Genomic DNA, 18534 nt, shown 5'->3' with positions numbered 1-18534 from the left:
GCTAACCCAGTGTTTCCGCAGGTGAGCAGCTTGTTTAAAGCGCACTAGAAAAGTCGTAGTTGTCGCCGACGAACTGCACTTCGGCCGGGCCGCCGAGCGGCTGCACATCGCCCAGCCCGCCGTCAGCCAGCAGATCGCGCGGCTGGAGCGGGAGCTCGGCGTGAGGCTGCTCGACCGGTCACCCCGGCGGGTCCGGCTCACCGCGGCCGGGCGGCGGGTGCTCGACGCGGCGCGCAGCACGCTCGCCGCGGCCGGCCAGGTGCAGATCGCGGCCCAGCAGGTCATGACGACGGTGCGCATCGGCACCGCCGCGGGCATGACCGCCCGCCTCGAACGCGGTATCGACGCACTCCGCGCGCGGGCGCCGGAGTTCGACGTGGTGCTGGTCGACCTCCCGGTCGAAGCCCGGCTCAACGCGCTCCGGCAGGGTGAACTCGACCTGGCCCTGACTCGCGGCGTGCGAGCCGTGCCCGGGCTCACGGTGCTGCCGGCATGGAACGAACGCTTGTACGCGGTGGTGTCCCGCCACCACCCGGCCGCCGACCGCGCGGGCGTCGGCCTCGCTGAGTTGGCCGGCGACACACTCCGCGTCCCCGCCCGCAAGCACGACCCGCCGCTGCACGACGCCGTCATCTCGGCACTGAGCGACGCGGGCCTGTCCCCGAGAGCGGGCCGCCCGACGGGCACGCTCCAGGACACGATCGTCGAAGTCGGCTCGGAGCCGCGGAGCTGGACGGTGCTGCCCGCCGACCAGGTCGCCGAGATTCGCTCGACCCGCGTCCGGTCGATCCCGCTCGAGCCGGCGCTCACGATCGCCGGCAGCGTCGTCGTGGCTCCGGGGAATGCGGGCAGCGCGGCCGAGTGCGCGGTGGGGGCGTTCCGCGACCAGGTGGTCCAGCACCGTCCATAACGGACAGTCGAGGAGATGTTCAGCCGTCGGTCTACGTCCTCGATGTCCGCCGGGCTCGACGGCCGGCCGGCAAGGATCGCTGTCCCGTCCGCCCCGATGTTGAGCGGGTGGTACTGCCGGTTTTCGCTGCTCACTCGAACGGTGGGCTGTCGCCGCCGATGAGGCGTGATCCGTCAAGGCTGAGGTCGATGCGGACGAGGTAATTTCCGGCTGTCTTCGGCAGCGGGACCCAGAGATCCACGGTCGTGGTGTCGCGGTCGGTCGTCGGTTGCAAACGGTAGGCGAGGTTGCTGTTCAGCCAGTCGCCATGGAGGCGGGTCTTGCCTGCGTTCTGCCACATCGACCAGGTCAGCAGTAATGTCCGGCCACGGAGTCCGCCCAGTTCGACATCCACGCTGACGATGGCGCCCACTGGTTCTCTGTGGCCGGTGGTGCGGGCGTCCTTGAGAATCTTGAGCACATGTTCGACGGCGACGTCCGGAGTGACGGGTTGGCCGTCGGGGCTGACCGACGTGGCGTTGAGCATGGTGATCACGGGACGGCAGCTTTCCGCGTTGCTGCCGTCTTCGGCGCAGCGCAAATTGATTTTCGGATCGTTCTGTGCGCGCCTGAAAACTTCGCCGGCCCTCGAATGGAGACCGTCCTGATCCACCCCGACCGGCAGCTGGAAGCCTCCGGGTGCGTGCGTCGTGCCCTGGCTCGATGAGATCGGCACGGTCGCGGATGTCGTCGGAGCGGTGGGGCGTGGGTTAGCCCGACAGCCGGGTGGAACGGTAGCCGCCGCGCAAGGGGGTGACGTTGTCGAGAGTGCGGTCGTGACGGTCGGCTCGGTGCCGGACTTGGCTGTGCCGGGTCCAGGCGAGGTGACTCCGAAGGCCTTGGGGGCGACCGTCAGCAGCCGCTGCCGGTACTCGCCGAGGGGGACCTGTGAGATAACCCGGATGTCCGTGAACTTGGCACTGTCCTCGGGGTCGTGGGGCAGCCGGACCGACAGGATCGCCGTCAGGGCAGCAGCAACGGCTCCGAGGCTGACGACTGTCGCGGTGATGGCTTTCCACCCACGACGAAGAAAACCCGGACGTGAAGTGGCCGGCGGGCTCGTGCGGCGGCCGGCGTGGTCATTGTTTCCCTTGGCCATGGCAATTCCCTGCATAATGTCGCTACCTTCAAGTCGGATTTCGGGTCCCGACCGTGACGGTGCTCCTGGTTTACCACCCGTACGGCGTAGCGCAGGCTCGGGAAATCACACTTTTCGGCCACGTCGCGAAAACCGTTCGCGATGCGCATGAGTGATCGGCATCGGGTGAGGCGATCGTAACGGGCGCGGCGAAAATGGCGACTTTCCGATCTCGGGGACGGATGGAGGAACCATGCGATCGAGGAATTCACGGCGACGAGTCGTAGTGCTCCTGCTGATGCCTGCGGTCCTGGCCATCGGCTGTAACCCGGATCCGCCGCGACCTCCGTCAACGCCAACGTCGATCACCGCGGACCCAACGACGCCGGGCGAGGTGTCGCGCCCGGTGCCGCCTACGTCGGCCGGCGCCTGCGCCGGCCTCTTTCCGAACACTCTCACGCTGGTGGCCGAGAACTTCGCCGAGGCACTGGCGCAGACCGGCCTTGCGGTGTGCGCAGACCGCGGCCTCCGCGTGGTGGACGTCGTGAACAATTCGTCGACCGTCTGGATCGTCGACCGGCCCGCGGGGCTCGAGCCACCATCCGCGACGCTCAGCGTACCCACGGACGTCAGCTTGTTCAGGGAAATCCGCGGCGGAGCCGCCGGGCTGGCCGTGGAACCTGGTCAGCACGCCGTCGTCGAGGCGACACCCGCACAACTGCATCTACGTCTCGACAAATCCTCGACACTCGGTTGGCAGACGCTGACGTTGTTCAAGGACTCGGCCGGCGAAAGCCGTCAAGGAAAGGTCGTCGACGCGCTCGCGAACCTCGGCGCGAAAGGTTCGCCGACGAGGAAAGTCCTGATCACCTGCGGTCGAGCAGGCTACGAGGCGGCCGACTTGCTCTTGGATGACCCCGCCGGGCACCTTCAGGAGGAGCCGACCCAGTCCTTGCGCAAGAGCCTCGGTCTGGCCGGAAAACTGGAGAAGTGCGGCGTGGCCGTGAAAGAATCGGAATCCTGGACACCCGAGTTGAAGCTCGGCGTGCTGGCGGAGCACGCGAAGCGCCTGTCTTGGACGGAACAAACCAACTCGCTGGCCAGGGCGGCGGTACGAGCGATGACCGTGGCCCCGAGGATCTGACGAACGCCGCGATCGTCGTAACGCTGGCCGTGTTCGACGATCGCGAGCTGCCGCGGTCAGAGGGCCGGCTTGCCCGGCTGGTAGAGCCAGGTCCGGAAGAACGACCCGAGGTCGCGATGCGTCAGCCGCTCGACGAACTCGATGAACTGCCGCGTCGAGACGTTTTCGTACCGGTGCGCCGTCGGCCACTGGGTGAGCACGTCGAAGAACGCGCGGTCGCCGATCTTCGTGCGCAAGGCCTGCAGGGTCATCGCGCCGCGGTTGTAGACCAGGTCGTTGAAGATGTTGTCCCGTCCGGGGTCGGCTACTTCGCCGGTCCAGTCCTTCTCGTCGGCGTAGGCCTTCGCGAAGGTCTGCTGCACCGGGACGCCGTTGAACTTCTCCTGGTAGAGCCACTCCGAGTAGGTCGCGAAGCCTTCGTTGAGCCAGATGTCCGACCAGTGCACCGGAGTGAGGCTGTCGCCGAACCACTGGTGGCCGAGTTCGTGGGCGAGCAGGTCGCCGTCGACGTCGCTGGTGCTCTGGTCGTAGACCGGGCGGCTCTGGGTCTCGAGGGCGTAGTCGACGCCGACGTCGGCGATGATGCCGCCGGTCGAGTCGAACGGGTACGGCCCGTACACCGAGGACTCCCACTGGATGATCTGCGCCGTGGTCTGGTTGAACAGCTTGCCCTGCCCGGGTTTCGTGTCGACCGACTTGCCGATCGCGGTGATGTTCGGCAGGCCGCCGGCCGTCACGCCGCGGGTGACGTCGTAGTCGCCGATCGCGAGCATGCTCAGCTCGCTGGCCATCGGCCGGTTCATCGACCAGCGGAAGGTGGTCCGGTGATCGCGGGTGGTGGTGGGCCCGGGTTCGCCGTTGGCCAGCACGGTGAGCCCGGTCGGCACGGTGATGGTCTGGGTGTAGGTCGCCTTGTCGTTCGTGGTGTCGTTCACCGGGTAGTAGGTCGCCGCGCCGATCGGCTGGTTGAGCGCGACCGCGCCGTCCTTGGTGGCGACCCAGCCGGAGAGGCCCAGCGCGGGGTCGTCGATCTTCTGCGGGACGCCGGCGTAGGTCACCGACACGACGAACGGGCTGCCCTTCCGCAGACCGTACGGCGGGGTGATCACCAGCTCCTGGGCGCCGCTGCGGGTGAAGGCGGCGTTCCGGCCGTTCACCGAGAGCCTGCTGATCGTCAGCGGTCCCTGGAAGTCCAGATCGAAGCGGGAGAGGTCCTGGGTGGCCGTGGCGAGGATCGTCGTGGTCGCGTCGATCGCTCCGGTGCCGGGGTCGAACGCCAGCCGGATGTCGTAGTGGCCGACGTCGTAGCCGCCGTTGCCCATGTCGGGGAAGTACGGATCCCCGGCGCCTGGCGCACCGGGGGAGTACCGCGGCGCCGGGCCCGGTGCCGCGGCGGCCGCCGGGCTCGTCGCGGCCAGCAGGCCGGCGGACAGGGCGCAGGAGACGACCAGCAAGTGGCCACGGCTTCGGTTGGCGCCTCGCATGGGTCCTCCTCGGCAGGCATCGACGCTGAAGAGTAGGTCCGGTCAGCCACGCGCATCAAGCCTGGTGGGCGTCTCGCCCGAAACAGCCGCGGTCGTCCGGATCTCCGGTGCGGCCGAGGATCGCCGGGCGGCTGTCGCCGCGTTCCGGTGGACCGAAGGATCACCCTCGGCTGAGCCGCATCCCTGGCCTTTACCCGCGAGGGAATTGGTTCTGCGCCGTCGCGGCGGCATGCTGCGCAGCATGACCAGGATGTTCACTCCGCCGAGGACGGTACGACCAGCCCGGATTCGTACGCGGCCACCACGGCCTGTGCGCGGCTGTTCAGCTCCAGCTTGCCCAAGATCCTCTTGACGTGGGTCTTCACGGTCTCCGCGCTGAGGGTGAGCCGTTGCGCGATCTCGGTGTTGCTCAGCCCGTGCCCGACGAGGTGCAGCACCTCCGTTTCCCGGCCGGTCAGGGCGTCCAGGCCGGCACGCCCGGAAGCCGGCGTCCGGTGGTGACGCGCGAAGCTTTCGATCAGCCGCCGGGTGATCCGCGGCGACAGCAGCACGTCGCCGGCCGCGACGGCGTGGATCGCGGCGATGATCCGGTCGGCCGGGGTGTCCTTGAGCAGGAAGCCGGCCGCGCCCTCGCGGAGGGAGGTGTACACGTACTCCGAGATGTCGAAGGTGGTCAGGATGATGATGCGGGGGTGCCACCCGGGGTCCTGGCCCAAGATCCGCCGCGTCGCGGAGATCCCGTCGAGTTCCGGCATGCGCACGTCCATGAGCACCACGTCCGGCCGGGTGGCCGTGGCCGAGGCGACCGCCTCGACGCCGTTCGCCGCCTCGGCCACCACGTCGATTCCCGGGGCGGCCCGCAGCAGCCCGGCCAGTCCGGCGCGAACCAGCGGCTGGTCGTCGGCGATCATGACCCGGATCGTCATGCCGCCTCCTCGATCGGCAGGCGGGCCACGACCGCGAAGCCGCCGTCGGGGAGCGGACCGGCCTCGAACGTTCCCCCGTAGAGGTCCGTGCGCTCGCGCATCCCGTGGATGCCGTAGGACGAAGGCCCACCCGCGGTCCGGGCGCCGGCTCCGTCGTCGGTGATCCTGACTTCGAGGCATCGGCTGAGGTAGGTGATCTCCACCCGCGCCGTCGCGGCACCGGCGTGCTTCAGGACGTTGGTCAGCGATTCCTGGGCGATCCGGTAGGCGGAGATGGCGACGCCGGGCGACACGGGCCTCGGCCGGCCCGTCATTTCCAGTTCGACGGTCAAGCCGGCGGCCCGGACCCGCTCGACCAGACCCGGCACCTCTTCGATCCCGGGTTGCGGCGACAGGTCGATTTCCCCGTCGTCGTCCAGCCGGAGGACGTCCAGGAGCCGCCGCATTTCCCGCAGCGCTTCCCGGCTGGTTCCGTCGATGGTGGCGACCGCGGCGCGGGCGGTCTGCGGGTCGCTGTCGAACACGTAGGACGCCAACCCGGCCTGAAGGGAGATGACGGACATGTGGTGCGCGACGACGTCGTGGAGTTCCCGGGCGATCCGGACGCGTTCGTCGGCCGCCGCGCGGCGGCCCCTCTCGGCCTCGAGCTGCACCCGCCGCGCCCAGCGCTTGGTGCTTTCGCCGAGTGCCCAGGCCCCGAACAGGATCAGCGCGGTTTCGAGCAGCTTGGCCGGCGTGAAGTCGCTGCGCGGGTTCAGGAAGGTGGGGACGAAGCAGGCCACCGAAAGCACCCACATCAGCCCGGCGACGGCGGTGGAGCGCATCGTGCCCACGGTGAACATCGCGATCAACAGGCCCAAGCCCGCGTTGGGCAGTTCCGCCGATTCCAGCATGGAGTACCCGGTCACCGCACAAGCGATCACCGTCATGACGACGACGGGAGCGACCTGCCGCAGGGTGAGGGGAGCGACCGTCAGGATCCCGGCGACGTAGATCATCCAGCTTGCGTCAGGGCGGGCCACCACGTTGGCGACGGTCAGTGCCACGAGGGCGGCCGTGACGAGAACGTCCAGCCGGGGCGCGGAAAAAAGGGCACGCACGGTGCCACGGTAGTCGAACGGGCGGCTTCGCCTCCGGTGCGGCGGCCGGGTTACCACCAGCGGGGTAGGTCCGAATACCCATTCCGGCTGACGCCTGATCGCCGGATTTTTCTTAGTGTCGGAAATGACGGGGATCTGATCAGCACTGACGTGTTCGGGGGAGAATCGATGAGCAACACCGGTAAAGCTGCTGAATTCGCGGTCGCGAAGGTGGAGTGCGAGCATTATCGCCGCATCTTCGCGGATCTGTTCGCCAACAAGTGGTCCGCGCGGGTGGTGGGGATCCTCGACGAGGGGCCCACCCGCTTCGGGAAGCTCCAGCGTGAACTGCGGGGCGTGAGTGCGAAGGTGCTGACCCGGACGTTGCGCCGGCTCGAGCACCTCGGGCTCGTGGACCGGGTGGTCTACCCGGACGTGCCGCTCCGGGTCGAGTACTCGCTGACCGAACTCGGCGGGGGAACGGCCGGATTGCTCCGGCACATGAGAAGCTGGGTCCACCGGAACATCGATGAGGCGGCCCGTGTCTCGTTGTCGAGGGGCCCGAGCTAGGCCAGCGGACTCCGGTCGATGTTCCGCTCGACCCAGCTCCGCACCGCCGCGAGCGGGACGGCGGCGCTTTCTCCGAGTTCGGTCAGCGAGTACTCCACGTGCAGGGGGACCGACGGGTAGACGACCCGCCGCAAGATCCCGCATTCCTCCAGCCGTCGCAGCGTTCGCGTGAGGACTTTGGGGCTGACGCCTTCCAGCCGCCGGAGAAGCTCGCCGAAGCGCAGGGGGCCGTCTTCGAGTGCGCCGATGGCCAACGCGGACCACTTGCTGGCCAAGAGATCGAGCATGGCCCGGCACGGGCACTGGGCTTCGTAGACGTCGTGCCGGGTATGCCGTCCTGTCTCGCGAACACTCGTCATCGGTTTCTCCTCACCCCTCGCGGTGCCCCTCAACCTAGGAGCCGGGGTGTGGTTACCCGCAAGGGCGGCAACTTCCCGGTGGAAAGTGGACGGTCTCAGCCGGGCGCCGGCCCTTCCGGGGCCAGCGCGGAGAGATAGCGCTCTCCGGTGTCCGGGAACACGGTCACCATGGTCTTGCCGGCGTGCGCGGGACGGGTGGCGAGAATCCGGCAGGCGTGTGCGGCCGCGCCGGAGGAGATGCCGACCAGCAGGCCCGCGGTGCGGGCGAGGAGCCGGGCCGCGGATCGGGCGTCGTCATCGGAGACGGTCAGCACCTCGTCGATGCAGTCGACGTCGGTCGTCGAGGTCAGGAAGCCGCCGTTGAGACCCGGGATGCCGTGGAGGCCGCCGACGCCCTTGCTCAGCAACGGGGACCCGTCGGGTTCGACCGCCACCACCCGGATGCCGGGGTTCTGTTCCTTGAGGTAGTGCGCGCAGCCGGTGAGCGTGCCGCCCGTGCCGTAGCCGCACACGAGGAGGTCGATCTTCCCGTCCAGGTCGGCCCAGATCTCCGGCCCCGTGGTCGTGTAGTGCGCCCGGACGTTGTCCGCGTTCTCGTGCTGGCAGACGTACCAGGAATCGGGTCGGTCGCGGTGGATCTTCTCCGCCAGTGCGACGGCGGCCGCATACCCGTCCCGGTACGGGGAGAGCACGACCTCCGCCCCGAACGAACGCAGCACGTGGATCCGTTCGGCGGTCACGTCGTCCGGCAGCACGATCACGCACGCGTAGCCCCGCACCGCGCACAGGGCGGCCAGCGCGATCCCGGTGTTGCCGGAGGACGCTTCCACGACCGTGCTGGTCCCGCGGCGCAGCTCGCCGCGCCGTTCGGCGCCTTCGAGCATGGACAGGGCCGTGCGGTCCTTGACGCTGGCGAGTGGGTTGACCGACTCGAGCTTGGCGTAGGTGGTCGCCACCGCCTCCGGGCCGAAGTCGAGCCGCACGAGCGGGGTGCCGCCGATCAGGTCGGCGAACGAATCGGCCGGTGGCCGCGGGATCCTGGGTGTCACAATGCCTCCGTATCACCAGGTCGGGAAACTGTGGACGATCGCTTCGGGACGCCGGAAATCGCGGTGCGCGAGGGCCGCGACAGGCCCCAGCACCCGGGAGCCGGCCGGCACGTCGCGGATGACCAAGGCCTGCGCGCCGATCACGCTGTCGTGGCCGACGGTGATCGGCCCCAGCACGGTCGCGTTCGCGCCGATCACCACGCGGTCGCCGATCGCCGGGTGCCGGCGGGCTTCCGCGGGCCGTCGCCGGTCGTGCCACCAGCCGGTCGAGCCGAGCGTGACCTGCTGGAAGATCGTGACGTCGTCGCCGACGACCGCGGTCTCCCCGATGACCACGCCGGCGCCGTGGTCGATGAAGAACCCGCGGCCGATCCGCGCACCGGGGTGGATCTCGACGCCGCCGCACCACACCCGGGCGAGGTTGGCCAGCAGCCGGGCCGTGCGGCGCAGCCCGCGCCGGTACAGCCGGTGGGCCACCCGGTGGGTCCAGATCGCGGGCAACGCGGGATGCAGCAGTGCCTCGGTGCGCGAGCCGATCGACGGATCGCGCTCGCGGACCACGCGCAGGTCGTCGGCGGCCGCCCGCCACCAGCGAGCCGCGCTCATCGCACCTCCCCGGGGAAGCGGAGCCGGTTTTCCGCGTACGCCACCCCGGCCAGCAGCACCAGACCACCGACGAGCATCGTCGCGGTGATCGGTTCGCCGAACAGGGCCGTGCTGATCACGGCGGCGAAGACCGGCTCGAGGTAGTTGACGGCCGACGCCGTGGTCGCCCCGACTTCGCCGATGAGCCGGAACAGCTGCACGTAACCCAGCCCCGTGCAGAGCAGGCCGAGGAGCACCACGCTGATCGCGACCCTCCCGGTGACGGCCGGCGGCGCTCCTCCGAGGAACAGCGCCGCCGGCGCCTGGAGCAGCGTGGCCACGCACAACTGCCCGGCGATCAGGGCCACCGGAGCGAGCCCGAGGGGCCAGAGGTACATGCGGATGTAGGCGAAGTACGCCGCGTAGCACAAGGCCGCGCCGAGGCAGGCGAGCTGGCCGCTCAGGGATCCGAAAGCCTTGTCCCAGGGGTTGAGCACGATCACGAGGCCGAGGAAGCCGACCACGAGACCGATCGCCTTGCGCCGGGTGGCCGGCTCGGTCCGCACCACGACCGCGGTGAGGACGAGGGTGAGCAACGGGGTGCTGCCCACCAGGACGCCCGCGACCCCGGCGTCGGTGGTGCGCTCGCCGTAGGAGAGCAGCGTGAACGGCAGCACGTTGCCCAGCGCCGCGGCCACGACCAGGTGACCCCAGACGCGGCCGAAGCGCGGCAGGCCGGTTCCGCGCAGCCCGGCGATCACCAGCAGGACCACCGCACCGAGCAACAGCCGGCCGAACACGAGCTGAGCGGGAGTCAGGCCCTCCAAGGACATCTTGACCATCGGGAAGCTCAGGCCGCCCAGCGCGGCCACCAGCAGGAACCGCAGCGCCGACAGGTGGTTCATGCCGACCGGTGGCGCCTTCACAGCTCGAAACCCGCCGGGAACGGGTCCGCCGGGTCGCGGAAGAACTGCGCCGTCCCGGTCAGCCAGGCCCGGCCGGTGATCCGGGGGAGGACCGCGACGTGGCCGCCGATCCGGCACTCGGCGACCACGCTCCCGCGGAAGCCGGTGCCGATGATCGATTCGTTGTGGAACTCCGCGCCGATCTCGAGTTCGCCGCGGGCGTGCAGCTGAGCCATCCGAGCTCCGGTCCCGGTGCCGCACGGGGACCGGTCGAGCACGCCGGGGCTGATGACCATGGCGTGCCGGGAGCGGCGCGACGTCCCGCCGGGGGCGGCGAGGTAGACGTGGTCGCACCCGGCGATGGCCGGATCCCCGGGGTGCACCGGGCGGTCCGAGGCGTTGACCTCGGCCATGATGGCCAGCCCGGCTTCGATGATCCGCTGCCGTGCGGCGCGTTCGAAGGGGATACCGAGGTCGGCGAGCTCGGCGATGGCGAAGATGTTGCCGCCGTAGACGATGTCGCAGCGCACGGCGCCGACCCCGGCGAGCTTCACCTGCCGGTCCGGTTCCAGCACGAACGACGGCACGCTGTCGATCGTCACCGATCGCGCGGCACCGCCGGTGACGGCGACTTCGGCCACCACGAGGCCGGCCGGGGTGTCGAGACGCACCGTCGTCGTGGGCTCGGTCACCTCGACCAGGCCCGTTTCGACGAGCACGGTGGCGACCCCGATCGAGCCGTGGCCGCACAGCGGCACGCAGCCGGCCCGTTCGAGGTAGAGCACGCCGACGTCGGCCTCCGCCACCGTCGGCGGCTGGAGGAGTGCCGCGACCATCGCGGCGTGTCCCCGGGGTTCGCGCACCAGGAAGTTCCGCAGGCCGTCGAGGTGTTCGGCGGCGTACCGGCGGCGCTCGGCCATGGTCGCCCCGGGGAGCGGTCCGACGCCGCCGACCACCACGCGCGTGGGCATGCCCTCGGTGTGCGACTCGACGGTGTGCACGATCTGGTCCGACCGCATGGCCGTCCTCCCGGTGTCGGTTCAAACGCAGGTGGTGCCGCCGTCGAGGTGGAGTGCCGTGCCGGTGGCGTAGGTGGTCGGGGCGACGAGGTACAGCACCGCCGCCGCGACGTCGCCGGCGGTCGCCAGCCGGCCCAGCGGCACCCGGGCGAGCGTCTCGTCGTGCGCGGCACCGGCGTCGCCACCGGCCTCGAACTCCGCGGCGAGCATCGGGGTGTCGACCGGTCCGGGGCAGACCGCGTTCACCCGCACGCCGGGCGCGAGCTCGGCCGCGAGGGCTCGGGTGAGGCCCAGCACCCCGGCTTTGGAGGCGCAATAGGCGGTGTAGGCGGCCATCCCGATCACCGAGAGCTCGGAACCGATCGTGACGATGTCCCCGGTGACCCCCGCCCGCCGCATGCGCAGGCCGGTCTCGCGAGCGACGTAGAACGTGCCGGACAGGTTGACGTCGAGGGTGTGCCGCCACCGGCCGGGCGTGAGCTCGGCCAAGGGCGCCGGCCAGGACACCCCCGCCGACGTCACGACCAGGTCCGGCACGCCCCAGCTCGCCTCCACCCGATCGATGGCGGCCGCCACCTGGACGTCGTCGGAGACATCGGCCGGCAGCTGCAGCGTCGGGCCGGGCAAGGTCGCCGCGGTCTCGGCCAAGGTCGCCGCGGTGCGGGCCAGCAACGCGACCCGGGCACCGGCGGCCGACAGGGCCCGGGCGGTGGCCGCGCCGATGCCGGAGGAAGCACCCGTCACCACGGCCACGCGGTTCGTGAGCGGATTCGCCATCACGCCCTCAGAAGGACGCGGCGTGCATGGCCGTCAGCGGCGTGAAGTCCCGGGCGGCCAGCCATTCGGGCCGGGTGCCGCGGCTGAGGTCGATCCGGTTCTCGACGCTGTTGTAGGTGATCAGCACCAGGCCGCGGTCGACGGGGGAGATGTTCGGCACCGACGCGTGCGGGATGTTGGCGTCGAACCAGAGCACGGATCCGCGCGGCCCCTTCGGGGCGGCCATGCCGTTGCGCGCGATCAGCTGCCGCATCGTGTCGATGTCGATCGAGTACTTCAGGCTCGCGGTCAGGGTGTTGGCCCAGCCGTCCCCTTCGACCTCGGCGTCGATCTCGCCACCGCCGTGCCCGCCGGGGACGAAGGTCAGCGGCCCGTTGAACTCGGTCACGTCGTCGAGGAAGATCGCGGCGGTCAGCGCGCGCGGCTCGGGCATCCCGTCCTCGTGGTGCCAGAACGTGTAGTCCTGGTGCCACTCCCAGACCTCGCCCTTGAAGGCGCGCTTGGCGTTGATCTTGAACTGGTGGACGTACACCTGGTCCTGCAGCAGTTGTTCGGCGATCGGCAGCAGGCGGCGTGACCGGACGAGCCGGCCGAACGCCTCGGCGTGCAGGTGGCACCCGTGCACGCCGCGCGGCACGTCGGTGTCCGCCTCGACCGTGACGCGTTCGCCGCCTTCGGCGAACTCCTGTTCCGCGCCGGCCTTGATCAGCCGGATCTCTTCTTCGTCGAAAACCCGTTCCTGGACGAGAAAGCCCTTCCGTCGGTATTCGTCGATCTGGTTCGGAGAAAGCATCGGTTCAGTCCTTTCCGGCGAGTGCGGTGTCGGTGAGCAGGCGGAGCAGGTTGCCGCCCATGGCTTTTTCGACCAGGGAGCGGGAGAGACCCCGGCGGAGCATCGCTTCGGTGATCAGGGGGAGTCCCGCGGGGCCCGCCAGCCCGGGAACGAGCCGTTCGCCGTCGGTTCCCTCGATCACCAGCGGACGTTGCCAGCCGGGGATGGTCTCCGCGAACAGCTCCGCGACGAAGTCCGAGCCGATGCCGACGTGGTCTTCGCCCGCGATGTGGGCGATGTGCACGATATGGTCGACGACCCGGTCGATCGTCGCGTCCTCTTCGGACAGATAGCCGGCGTAGAGGTTGAGGCAGATCAGCCCGCCCGTGGCGGCGATCGCCCCGAGCTGGTCGTCGGTCAGGTTCCGGTGGTGCTCGCGCAGCGCGAACGCCGCGGAATGGCTCGCGATGACCGGCCGCTCGGTGACTTCCAGGACGTGCGCGACACCGGCCGGGTTGAGGTGGGACACGTCGACGAGCACGCCGAGCTCGTCGAGCAGCGTGATCGCGGCGACGCCGGCCCGGCTCAGCCTGCTGCCGGTGCCCTGCTCCGACGACCCGTCCGCCAAGGCCGTGCGGCCGAAGTGGGTCAAGGACACCATGCGCACGCCGAGCCTGCTCATGGTCCGGAGGAGCTCGACGTCCTCGTCGATCTGCGCACAGCCTTCCAGCGCGAGCACGAGCGCGATGCGGCCGGCGTCGAGCGCCTCCTCGATTTCGGATGTCGAACGGCACAGGGCGACGACGTCGGTATTGGTTTCGGCGATCCGGTGCGCGGCCTCGACCATCCGGAGGGTGCGCCGCAGCGCGCCCTCCGGCCGGAATTCGTGGTCGACCATGATCGGCAGGACCTGGACGTTCACCCCGCCCGCGAGCAGCTGCGGGTACCAGTGCTCGCGGAAGTACGCACCCCAGTGGTCCGGGCCGCGCAGCGCGACCAGGGCCAGCAGATCGTTGTGCGCGTCGCCCACCACGATCTGCTCGTGCAGGTTCTCCACGGATCTCCTCCAAACCGGCGCGGGGCGCCTCAGCGCGTGACGAGGGAGCTGACGAGGGTGCCGGTCACCGGGCCCAGCGTCATGCCCAAGGTGCCGTGGCCGGTGGCGGCGATGACGTTCTCGCCGATCCGGCCGACGCGGGGAATGCCGGACGGCGTCATGGGGCGCCCACCCCGCCACGGCGCGCCGGCGGTGTCGCGGGACGGCAGCGTGGGCACGAAGGACCGGGCGGCGGCATCGAGCCGCTGTCCGGCGCCGGCCGGCGGTTCGCCGCCCGCGGTGCCGCCGAACTCCATGCCGGTGGTCAGCCGGACGGATCGCGGCCCGGAGTTGATCACGATGTGGGCTTCCTCCAGCATCACCGAATGCCGCAGCAGGGGGCGGTCGGCCGGGTAGGTCACGCTCACGCCGTAACCGGGCCGCACCGGAAGCCGGGCGCCGAAAAACCGCCCGACCCGCGAACTGGCCGCGCCGGCGGCGATGACGAACCAGTCCGCGGTGACGGTGCCGCGGTCGGTGACCACCGAGTGGACCCGGCCGTTCGCCCGCCGGGCACCGACGACGGTCTCGGCCCGGAACCTCGCGCCGTACGCGCGGGCGGCGTCGGCGATGGCCAGCGTCGCCCGCGCGGGATCGAGACTGCGGTCGTGGGGAAAGCCGATCGCGCCCGCGAGGTCCGGGTGCAGCTGCGGTTCGGCTTCTCGCAGAGCGCGCGGGCCCAGCAGCTCGCACTCGGCGCCGAGCTTGGCCAGTGTGCGCACCATCCGGTGCTGCCGCCGGAATGCGGCCGTGCTGCGGAAGACCCGCAGGGAGCCGGTGGCTCGCAGCTGCAGGTCGATTCCCTCGGCTTCGGTCAGTTCTTCGTAGAGCCGCAGGCTTTTCCGGGCGAGGTGGTACAGCAGCCGAGTGGTGCGCGAGGCCCGCCAAGGACGCGCCTCGAACAGCGAGCCCGCGATCCAGGGCACCAGGCCCGGCGACAGCGGCCGGCGCAGGGTGACGAAGCTGTCCCGCCGGGCCAGCGCGCCGAGCCACGCGCCCACGGTGGCCGGGTTGGCGAACGGCACGGATTGGCTGGGCACCAGCATTCCCGCGTTGCCCGCCGATGCGCCCGTTCCCGGAGCCGGGTCGAGCACGAGCACGTCCGCCCCGCTCCTGGCGAGGTAGAAAGCGGTGCAGCTCCCGATGATCCCGCCGCCCACGACGGCGACATCTGCGTGCGTCGAATCCACGAACCTTCGCCTCCCCAGTCGGGCCAGAGCGCCATTCCGCACGGTGCCCGGCCGGAAAACGGTGACGGCCGAAGGAAAATGGTGCGGACTCGCTGATGGCACGACTGTAGGAGCCGGAGGGTGGTTACCGGCAAGATCCCCTGCTGTCCCAGCGGACACAAGGGCGGTGCCGGCGCAGAATGTCCGCGCCGGTCGTACGCGACCGGCGCGGACAGCGGTGGGATCAGCGGGTGGGAATTCCGGTGTTGCCCTTGGCGAGCAGAGCACCGGTGTGGCTGCTGTGCTGGTCGGCCGCCGCGACGAAGGTGTACCTGGCCGCGTCCCCGTTGAGGTTCGGCGTCCAGCACCGCCGCTGCCCCGGCAGCACCTTCCCGTTGCCACCGGCGCTGTCGCAGGTCACGGTGCCGACCGGCACGCCCTGGTCATAGCGCGTGAGGTAGGCCTGCGCGTACTGGCTCGTCGTCATCGCCTGGTTGAAGAGCACGAACGCGAAATACAGGCTGCCCTGACGGCACAGGTCGACCTCGCCGACGATGACGTCGTTGGTGGCGATCACCGCGGCCCGCGCCACGACCGTCTGGTAGCCGGCGCTGTTCTGGCAGTCCGGGCTCGAGCGGACCTCCGCCGAAGCCGGCGGCGTGAGCCCCAGTACGGCCGCGCCCGCGATCGCGAACGTCGCCACGGTTTTCTTGAGCATGTGTTCCTCCCCATTCCGGTGTGGCCGGCGATCCGGCAGCGGCGCTGCCGACGCGACCCACATCGCCGACACGCGCGACCGGTGCGAGGGGTTTAGGGGGAGCGGGAGGCGGGCTGGTCCCGGGTGACCACCTGCTGTCTCCGCGCCCCGGCCCGGCCTACAGTGGACTCTCGGCACGACGCGAGCCGCGGACCAGAAGGGATCCCTCCATGACCGACCACTGGCACCGCCCGCTCCGGCACGTCAAAGGCGGCGAACTCTCCGGTAACACGGCCCAGACCAGCGGAATGCGCCGGCTCGAAGCCATCTCGGGCCGGACGGTGGGCTCGGAGAAGGTGTGGATGGGGGAGACCCACATCGGCCCCGCCACCAACTCCGGCGACCACCACCACGGCGAGGCCGAGACCGCGATCCACGTCAAATCGGGCCATCCGGTGTTCGTCTTCGCCGAAGGTGACGAGGAGATCCGCCTGGAGGCGGGTCCGGGCGACTACATCTTCGTGCCACCGTACGTCCCCCACCGGGAGGAGAACCCGGGCGGCGAGGACGCGGTCGTGATCATCGCGCGCAGCAGCCAGGAGGGCATCGTGGTGAACCTGCCGAGCCTCTGGGCACCGGTGGACAAGCCGGCGGACTGAGCCACCCCGGCCGAAGGACGGCGAGTCAGCCGCCGACGAAGGTGACGGTCTCGTCGAGCGGGGCCCGGGGCGTGCGGCCGGTGTCGGCCGCGGTGTCTTCGAACCCGATCGACAGGCCGCAGAAGAGGAGGAGTTCCTTGGGCGGCACCAAGATCTCCGCGACGCTCTCGTGGAACTTCGCCCACGCCATCTGCGGGCAGCTGTGCAGCCCCTCGGCGCGCAGCAGCAGCATGACGGTCTGCAGGTACATCCCGGCGTCGGACCACTGGGGCCGGCACAGGTCCCGGTCGAGGTAGCAGAACAAGGCCGCCGGGGCCCCGAAACAGTCCCAATTCGCGGAAGCGGCTCGCTGGCGCGCTTCCACGTCCTCCCGGGGGATGCCGAGCGAGCCGTAGCGCTGCTCGCCGAAGGCGGCCCGGCGCTCGCGGTACGGAGATTTCAGCGCGGCCGGGTACTGCTCGTACTCCGGCTCGTCCCAGGGGTCGCCGGCGGCCAGGCGCTCGCCGGCCCGTTTCTTGAGCTCGGCCAGCGGCGCGCCGGTCAGCACGTAACTGTGCCAGGGCTGCAGGTTCGAGCCGGAAGGAGCGTGTGCGGCGGCGGAGAGGACGCGCCGCAGCGTTTGCTCCGGCACGGGCCGGTCGGTGAACCCGCGCACCGCCCGCCGGCTCTCGACCGCCTCGTAGACGTCCATCGTTCGCCTCCCACTCAGTTGGTTACAAGTGAGATGGTATCATTCGATACTTTCTCGGTCGATATTACCGTCTCTTTGGTGACGGACGCGACTTTCAGGCTTCGTGACTGTCAGGCTTCGTGACTGTCGGGATGGGCGCTGTGGGGATGGGCAAACCGGGTCAGCAGCTCCGCCAGCCGCTCGGGCTCACCCGGCTCGAGTTCGCCGACCAGGCGTTCGGCCAGCGGCTCCGCGGCGACGTGGGCAGCGTCGAACAGTTCCAATCCCGCGGGCGTGATCTCCACGGCCCGCGCCCGCCGGTCCCCGGGGACGGGCTTGCGCACGGCCAGGCCCTTGCGCTCCAGGTCGTCGACGACGCGCATGATCCCCGCTTTGTCGGACCCGGTCTCCACGCCGAGGTCCCGCTGCAGGGTGGGCCCGCGATCGGCGAGCACGATCAGCACGGCGAAGTGCCGCAGTTCGATGCCGAGCGGCCGCAGCGCCTCCGTCATCACCGCGGCGGCGCGCCAGTGAGCCCGCCGCAGCAACAGCCCGAGCGCGAAGGGCGAACCATCCCCAGGGCGGTCGGTAGCCCGACGGGGAGCATCAGCGGTCATGGGGCCACGCTAGCAGCAACGAATCACGCGATACGGTATCGATCGATACGATGAACCACGCCCGCGCAGCTCCTGACAGCGGGACCACGTCGGCTACCCGGGTTCGGCGCGGGTCATGCGACCGTCTCGTCCCCGCGCGGCCAAGAGGTGCTCGCGACGAAGTCCTCGAACGACCGCGGCGGACGGCCCAGGGCGCGCTGGACACCGTCGGCCAGGTCGGCGCCGCGGCCGTCGCGGAGATCGACCAGGAGCCCGGTGAGCAGGTTCGCCACCGGTTCCGGGACGCCGTAACGGACTTGCCGCTCGACGAAGGCGTCCGGGGCGACGTCGACGTAGTCGATCTTCCGGCCCGTGGCCCGCGCGATGAGTGCGGTCGCTTCCGCGAAGCCGACCGCTCGCGGGCCGGTCAGCTCGTAGACCCGGCCGTGGTGCCGGTCGTCGGTCAGGGCCGCCGCGGCGACCTCGGCGATGTCCTCGGCGTCGACGAACGGGGCTCGGCCCTCGCCGGCGGGGAGGGCCAACGCGCCGTCGCGGATGCCCACGGCCCACGGGCCTTCGCTGAAGTTCTGCGCGAACCAGTTCGGGCGCAGGATGGTCCAGCCCGCGCCGCCGCCGCGGACGGCTTCCTCGGCGGCGTGCAGGGGATGGCCGGCTTCGCCGGCGCGCGGGGCGGACAGCAGCACGAGCCGGCGGGCGCCCGCCGACACCGCTTCGGCCACGAACCGCGGGAGCCGATCCCCGGCGCCCAGGTTCGGTTCCACGAGGTAGACGGCCGTGACACCGGCCAACGCGGCCGGCCAGGTCGCCGGGTCGGCGAGGTCGAAGCCGCGGGTACGGGAGGCGACCCGGGCGTCGGCGCCGAGCTGCCGGGCGACGCGGCGGCCGGTCTTGCCGGTGCCGCCGAGAATCAAGGTGGTCATGCCGGTAAGC

General features: G+C 70.5%; 21 protein-coding genes and 1 pseudogene. 5 read left to right on the top strand and 17 right to left on the bottom strand.

The annotated features are described in order from the left end of the window. Window positions 1-61: 61 nt before the first annotated feature. A pseudogene (locus C2L58_RS51270) lies at window positions 62-202 on the top strand (helix-turn-helix domain-containing protein); the annotation flags it as partial. Window positions 203-283: 81 nt separating this feature from the next. Next, window positions 284-910 (top strand): LysR family substrate-binding domain-containing protein, encoded by a 627-nt coding sequence (locus C2L58_RS09655; protein WP_255410524.1) that lies wholly within the window; start codon window positions 284-286, stop codon window positions 908-910. A 130-nt stretch (window positions 911-1040) separates the two neighbouring features. On the opposite strand, the gene C2L58_RS48545 is transcribed toward C2L58_RS09655, so the two are convergent. After that, complete coding sequence (locus C2L58_RS48545) at window positions 1041-2048, bottom strand: hypothetical protein (protein WP_146073562.1); 1008 nt, start codon at window positions 2046-2048, stop codon at window positions 1041-1043. Between the two features lie 265 nt (window positions 2049-2313). Here C2L58_RS48545 and C2L58_RS09645 point away from each other — a divergent pair, with 265 nt between their 5' ends. Next, window positions 2314-3171 (top strand): hypothetical protein, encoded by an 858-nt coding sequence (locus C2L58_RS09645; RefSeq protein ID WP_146073561.1) that lies wholly within the window; start codon window positions 2314-2316, stop codon window positions 3169-3171. 56 nt (window positions 3172-3227) lie between these two features. Here the strand turns inward: C2L58_RS09645 and C2L58_RS09640 are convergent, their stop codons facing one another. From C2L58_RS09640 to C2L58_RS09630, 3 genes are all read right to left on the bottom strand, one after another. Further along, window positions 3228-4655, bottom strand: a complete 1428-nt coding sequence (locus C2L58_RS09640; RefSeq protein WP_233225643.1) for a M1 family metallopeptidase — start codon at window positions 4653-4655, stop codon at window positions 3228-3230. A 254-nt stretch (window positions 4656-4909) separates the two neighbouring features. Further along, window positions 4910-5581 carry a response regulator gene (locus C2L58_RS09635; RefSeq protein ID WP_103337204.1) on the bottom strand — a complete coding sequence of 224 codons (672 nt, stop codon included), beginning with the start codon at window positions 5579-5581 and terminating at the stop codon, window positions 4910-4912. Next, window positions 5578-6681 carry a sensor histidine kinase gene (locus tag C2L58_RS09630; protein WP_233225642.1) on the bottom strand — a complete coding sequence of 368 codons (1104 nt, stop codon included), beginning with the start codon at window positions 6679-6681 and terminating at the stop codon, window positions 5578-5580. Before C2L58_RS09630 ends, C2L58_RS09635 begins: the two co-directional genes overlap by 4 nt. Before the next feature lie 168 nt (window positions 6682-6849). On the opposite strand from C2L58_RS09630, the gene C2L58_RS09625 reads away from it, so the two are divergent. Then, window positions 6850-7230, top strand: a complete 381-nt coding sequence (locus C2L58_RS09625) for a winged helix-turn-helix transcriptional regulator (RefSeq protein ID WP_103337203.1) — start codon at window positions 6850-6852, stop codon at window positions 7228-7230. On the opposite strand, the gene C2L58_RS09620 is transcribed toward C2L58_RS09625, so the two are convergent. From C2L58_RS09620 to C2L58_RS49160, 10 genes are all read right to left on the bottom strand, one after another. Beyond that, entirely contained in the window at window positions 7227-7589 is a 363-nt protein-coding gene (locus C2L58_RS09620; RefSeq protein ID WP_103337202.1) for a winged helix-turn-helix transcriptional regulator, read from the bottom strand. The genes C2L58_RS09625 and C2L58_RS09620 overlap by 4 nt on opposite strands. A 95-nt stretch (window positions 7590-7684) precedes the next feature. After that, window positions 7685-8638, bottom strand: coding sequence for a PLP-dependent cysteine synthase family protein (locus tag C2L58_RS09615; RefSeq protein ID WP_103337201.1), 954 nt, complete (start codon window positions 8636-8638; stop codon window positions 7685-7687). A gap of 12 nt (window positions 8639-8650) precedes the next feature. Continuing rightward, a complete protein-coding gene (gene epsC, locus C2L58_RS09610; protein WP_103337200.1) occupies window positions 8651-9244 on the bottom strand; it encodes a serine O-acetyltransferase EpsC in 594 nt (197 codons plus the stop codon). Then, window positions 9241-10149: a DMT family transporter gene (locus tag C2L58_RS09605; protein WP_199191187.1), complete on the bottom strand. Its 909-nt coding sequence runs from the start codon at window positions 10147-10149 to the stop codon at window positions 9241-9243. The genes epsC and C2L58_RS09605 overlap by 4 nt, the downstream gene beginning before the upstream one ends. Beyond that, window positions 10146-11147 carry a proline racemase family protein gene (locus C2L58_RS09600; protein ID WP_103337199.1) on the bottom strand — a complete coding sequence of 334 codons (1002 nt, stop codon included), beginning with the start codon at window positions 11145-11147 and terminating at the stop codon, window positions 10146-10148. The genes C2L58_RS09605 and C2L58_RS09600 overlap by 4 nt, the downstream gene beginning before the upstream one ends. Before the next feature lie 21 nt (window positions 11148-11168). After that, window positions 11169-11924 carry an SDR family NAD(P)-dependent oxidoreductase gene (locus C2L58_RS09595; protein WP_103337198.1) on the bottom strand — a complete coding sequence of 252 codons (756 nt, stop codon included), beginning with the start codon at window positions 11922-11924 and terminating at the stop codon, window positions 11169-11171. 7 nt (window positions 11925-11931) lie between these two features. Next, window positions 11932-12717, bottom strand: a complete 786-nt coding sequence (locus C2L58_RS09590; protein WP_103337197.1) for a phytanoyl-CoA dioxygenase family protein — start codon at window positions 12715-12717, stop codon at window positions 11932-11934. A gap of 4 nt (window positions 12718-12721) precedes the next feature. After that, complete coding sequence (locus tag C2L58_RS09585) at window positions 12722-13753, bottom strand: dipeptidase (RefSeq protein WP_103337196.1); 1032 nt, start codon at window positions 13751-13753, stop codon at window positions 12722-12724. Window positions 13754-13782: 29 nt separating this feature from the next. Continuing rightward, on the bottom strand, window positions 13783-14982 hold the full coding sequence (locus C2L58_RS09580; protein ID WP_158264097.1) for an NAD(P)/FAD-dependent oxidoreductase: 1200 nt from the start codon (window positions 14980-14982) through the stop codon (window positions 13783-13785). 223 nt (window positions 14983-15205) lie between these two features. Next, complete coding sequence (locus tag C2L58_RS49160) at window positions 15206-15679, bottom strand: hypothetical protein (RefSeq protein ID WP_158264096.1); 474 nt, start codon at window positions 15677-15679, stop codon at window positions 15206-15208. A gap of 209 nt (window positions 15680-15888) precedes the next feature. Here C2L58_RS49160 and C2L58_RS09575 point away from each other — a divergent pair, with 209 nt between their 5' ends. After that, window positions 15889-16317, top strand: a complete 429-nt coding sequence (locus C2L58_RS09575; protein WP_103337194.1) for a cupin domain-containing protein — start codon at window positions 15889-15891, stop codon at window positions 16315-16317. A 25-nt stretch (window positions 16318-16342) separates the two neighbouring features. On the opposite strand, the gene C2L58_RS09570 is transcribed toward C2L58_RS09575, so the two are convergent. The 3 genes from C2L58_RS09570 to C2L58_RS09560 all read right to left on the bottom strand — a co-directional run bounded on the left by C2L58_RS09570 (window position 16343) and on the right by C2L58_RS09560 (window position 18524). After that, window positions 16343-17008 (bottom strand): nitroreductase, encoded by a 666-nt coding sequence (locus C2L58_RS09570; protein WP_103337193.1) that lies wholly within the window; start codon window positions 17006-17008, stop codon window positions 16343-16345. Window positions 17009-17118: 110 nt separating this feature from the next. Next, window positions 17119-17535, bottom strand: coding sequence for a MarR family winged helix-turn-helix transcriptional regulator (locus C2L58_RS09565; protein ID WP_233225641.1), 417 nt, complete (start codon window positions 17533-17535; stop codon window positions 17119-17121). A 182-nt stretch (window positions 17536-17717) separates the two neighbouring features. Beyond that, window positions 17718-18524, bottom strand: coding sequence for an NAD(P)H-binding protein (locus C2L58_RS09560; protein ID WP_103337191.1), 807 nt, complete (start codon window positions 18522-18524; stop codon window positions 17718-17720). Window positions 18525-18534 lie beyond the last annotated feature (10 nt).

It is taken from the genome of Amycolatopsis sp. CA-126428 (assembly GCF_002904335.1).
Classification (GTDB): domain Bacteria; phylum Actinomycetota; class Actinomycetes; order Mycobacteriales; family Pseudonocardiaceae; genus Amycolatopsis.
This window is presented reverse-complemented; position numbering and strand designations above follow the sequence as displayed.

What these genes read in the sequence shown, in the direction of transcription:
- C2L58_RS09600 (WP_103337199.1), bottom strand. Translation starts at nt 11,147, where the DNA reads ATGCGGTCGGACCAGATCGTGCACACCGTCGAGTCGCACACCGAGGGC.
- C2L58_RS09640 (WP_233225643.1), bottom strand. Translation starts at nt 4,655, where the DNA reads ATGCGAGGCGCCAACCGAAGCCGTGGCCACTTGCTGGTCGTCTCCTGC.
- C2L58_RS09560 (WP_103337191.1), bottom strand. Translation starts at nt 18,524, where the DNA reads ATGACCACCTTGATTCTCGGCGGCACCGGCAAGACCGGCCGCCGCGTC.
- C2L58_RS09635 (WP_103337204.1), bottom strand. Translation starts at nt 5,581, where the DNA reads ATGACGATCCGGGTCATGATCGCCGACGACCAGCCGCTGGTTCGCGCC.
- C2L58_RS09625 (WP_103337203.1), top strand. Translation starts at nt 6,850, where the DNA reads ATGAGCAACACCGGTAAAGCTGCTGAATTCGCGGTCGCGAAGGTGGAG.
- C2L58_RS09590 (WP_103337197.1), bottom strand. Translation starts at nt 12,717, where the DNA reads ATGCTTTCTCCGAACCAGATCGACGAATACCGACGGAAGGGCTTTCTC.
- epsC (WP_103337200.1), bottom strand. Translation starts at nt 9,244, where the DNA reads ATGAGCGCGGCTCGCTGGTGGCGGGCGGCCGCCGACGACCTGCGCGTG.
- C2L58_RS09570 (WP_103337193.1), bottom strand. Translation starts at nt 17,008, where the DNA reads ATGGACGTCTACGAGGCGGTCGAGAGCCGGCGGGCGGTGCGCGGGTTC.
- C2L58_RS09575 (WP_103337194.1), top strand. Translation starts at nt 15,889, where the DNA reads ATGACCGACCACTGGCACCGCCCGCTCCGGCACGTCAAAGGCGGCGAA.
- C2L58_RS49160 (WP_158264096.1), bottom strand. Translation starts at nt 15,679, where the DNA reads ATGCTCAAGAAAACCGTGGCGACGTTCGCGATCGCGGGCGCGGCCGTA.
- C2L58_RS09655 (WP_255410524.1), top strand. Translation starts at nt 284, where the DNA reads ATGACGACGGTGCGCATCGGCACCGCCGCGGGCATGACCGCCCGCCTC.
- C2L58_RS09595 (WP_103337198.1), bottom strand. Translation starts at nt 11,924, where the DNA reads ATGGCGAATCCGCTCACGAACCGCGTGGCCGTGGTGACGGGTGCTTCC.
- C2L58_RS48545 (WP_146073562.1), bottom strand. Translation starts at nt 2,048, where the DNA reads ATGGCCAAGGGAAACAATGACCACGCCGGCCGCCGCACGAGCCCGCCG.
- C2L58_RS09620 (WP_103337202.1), bottom strand. Translation starts at nt 7,589, where the DNA reads ATGACGAGTGTTCGCGAGACAGGACGGCATACCCGGCACGACGTCTAC.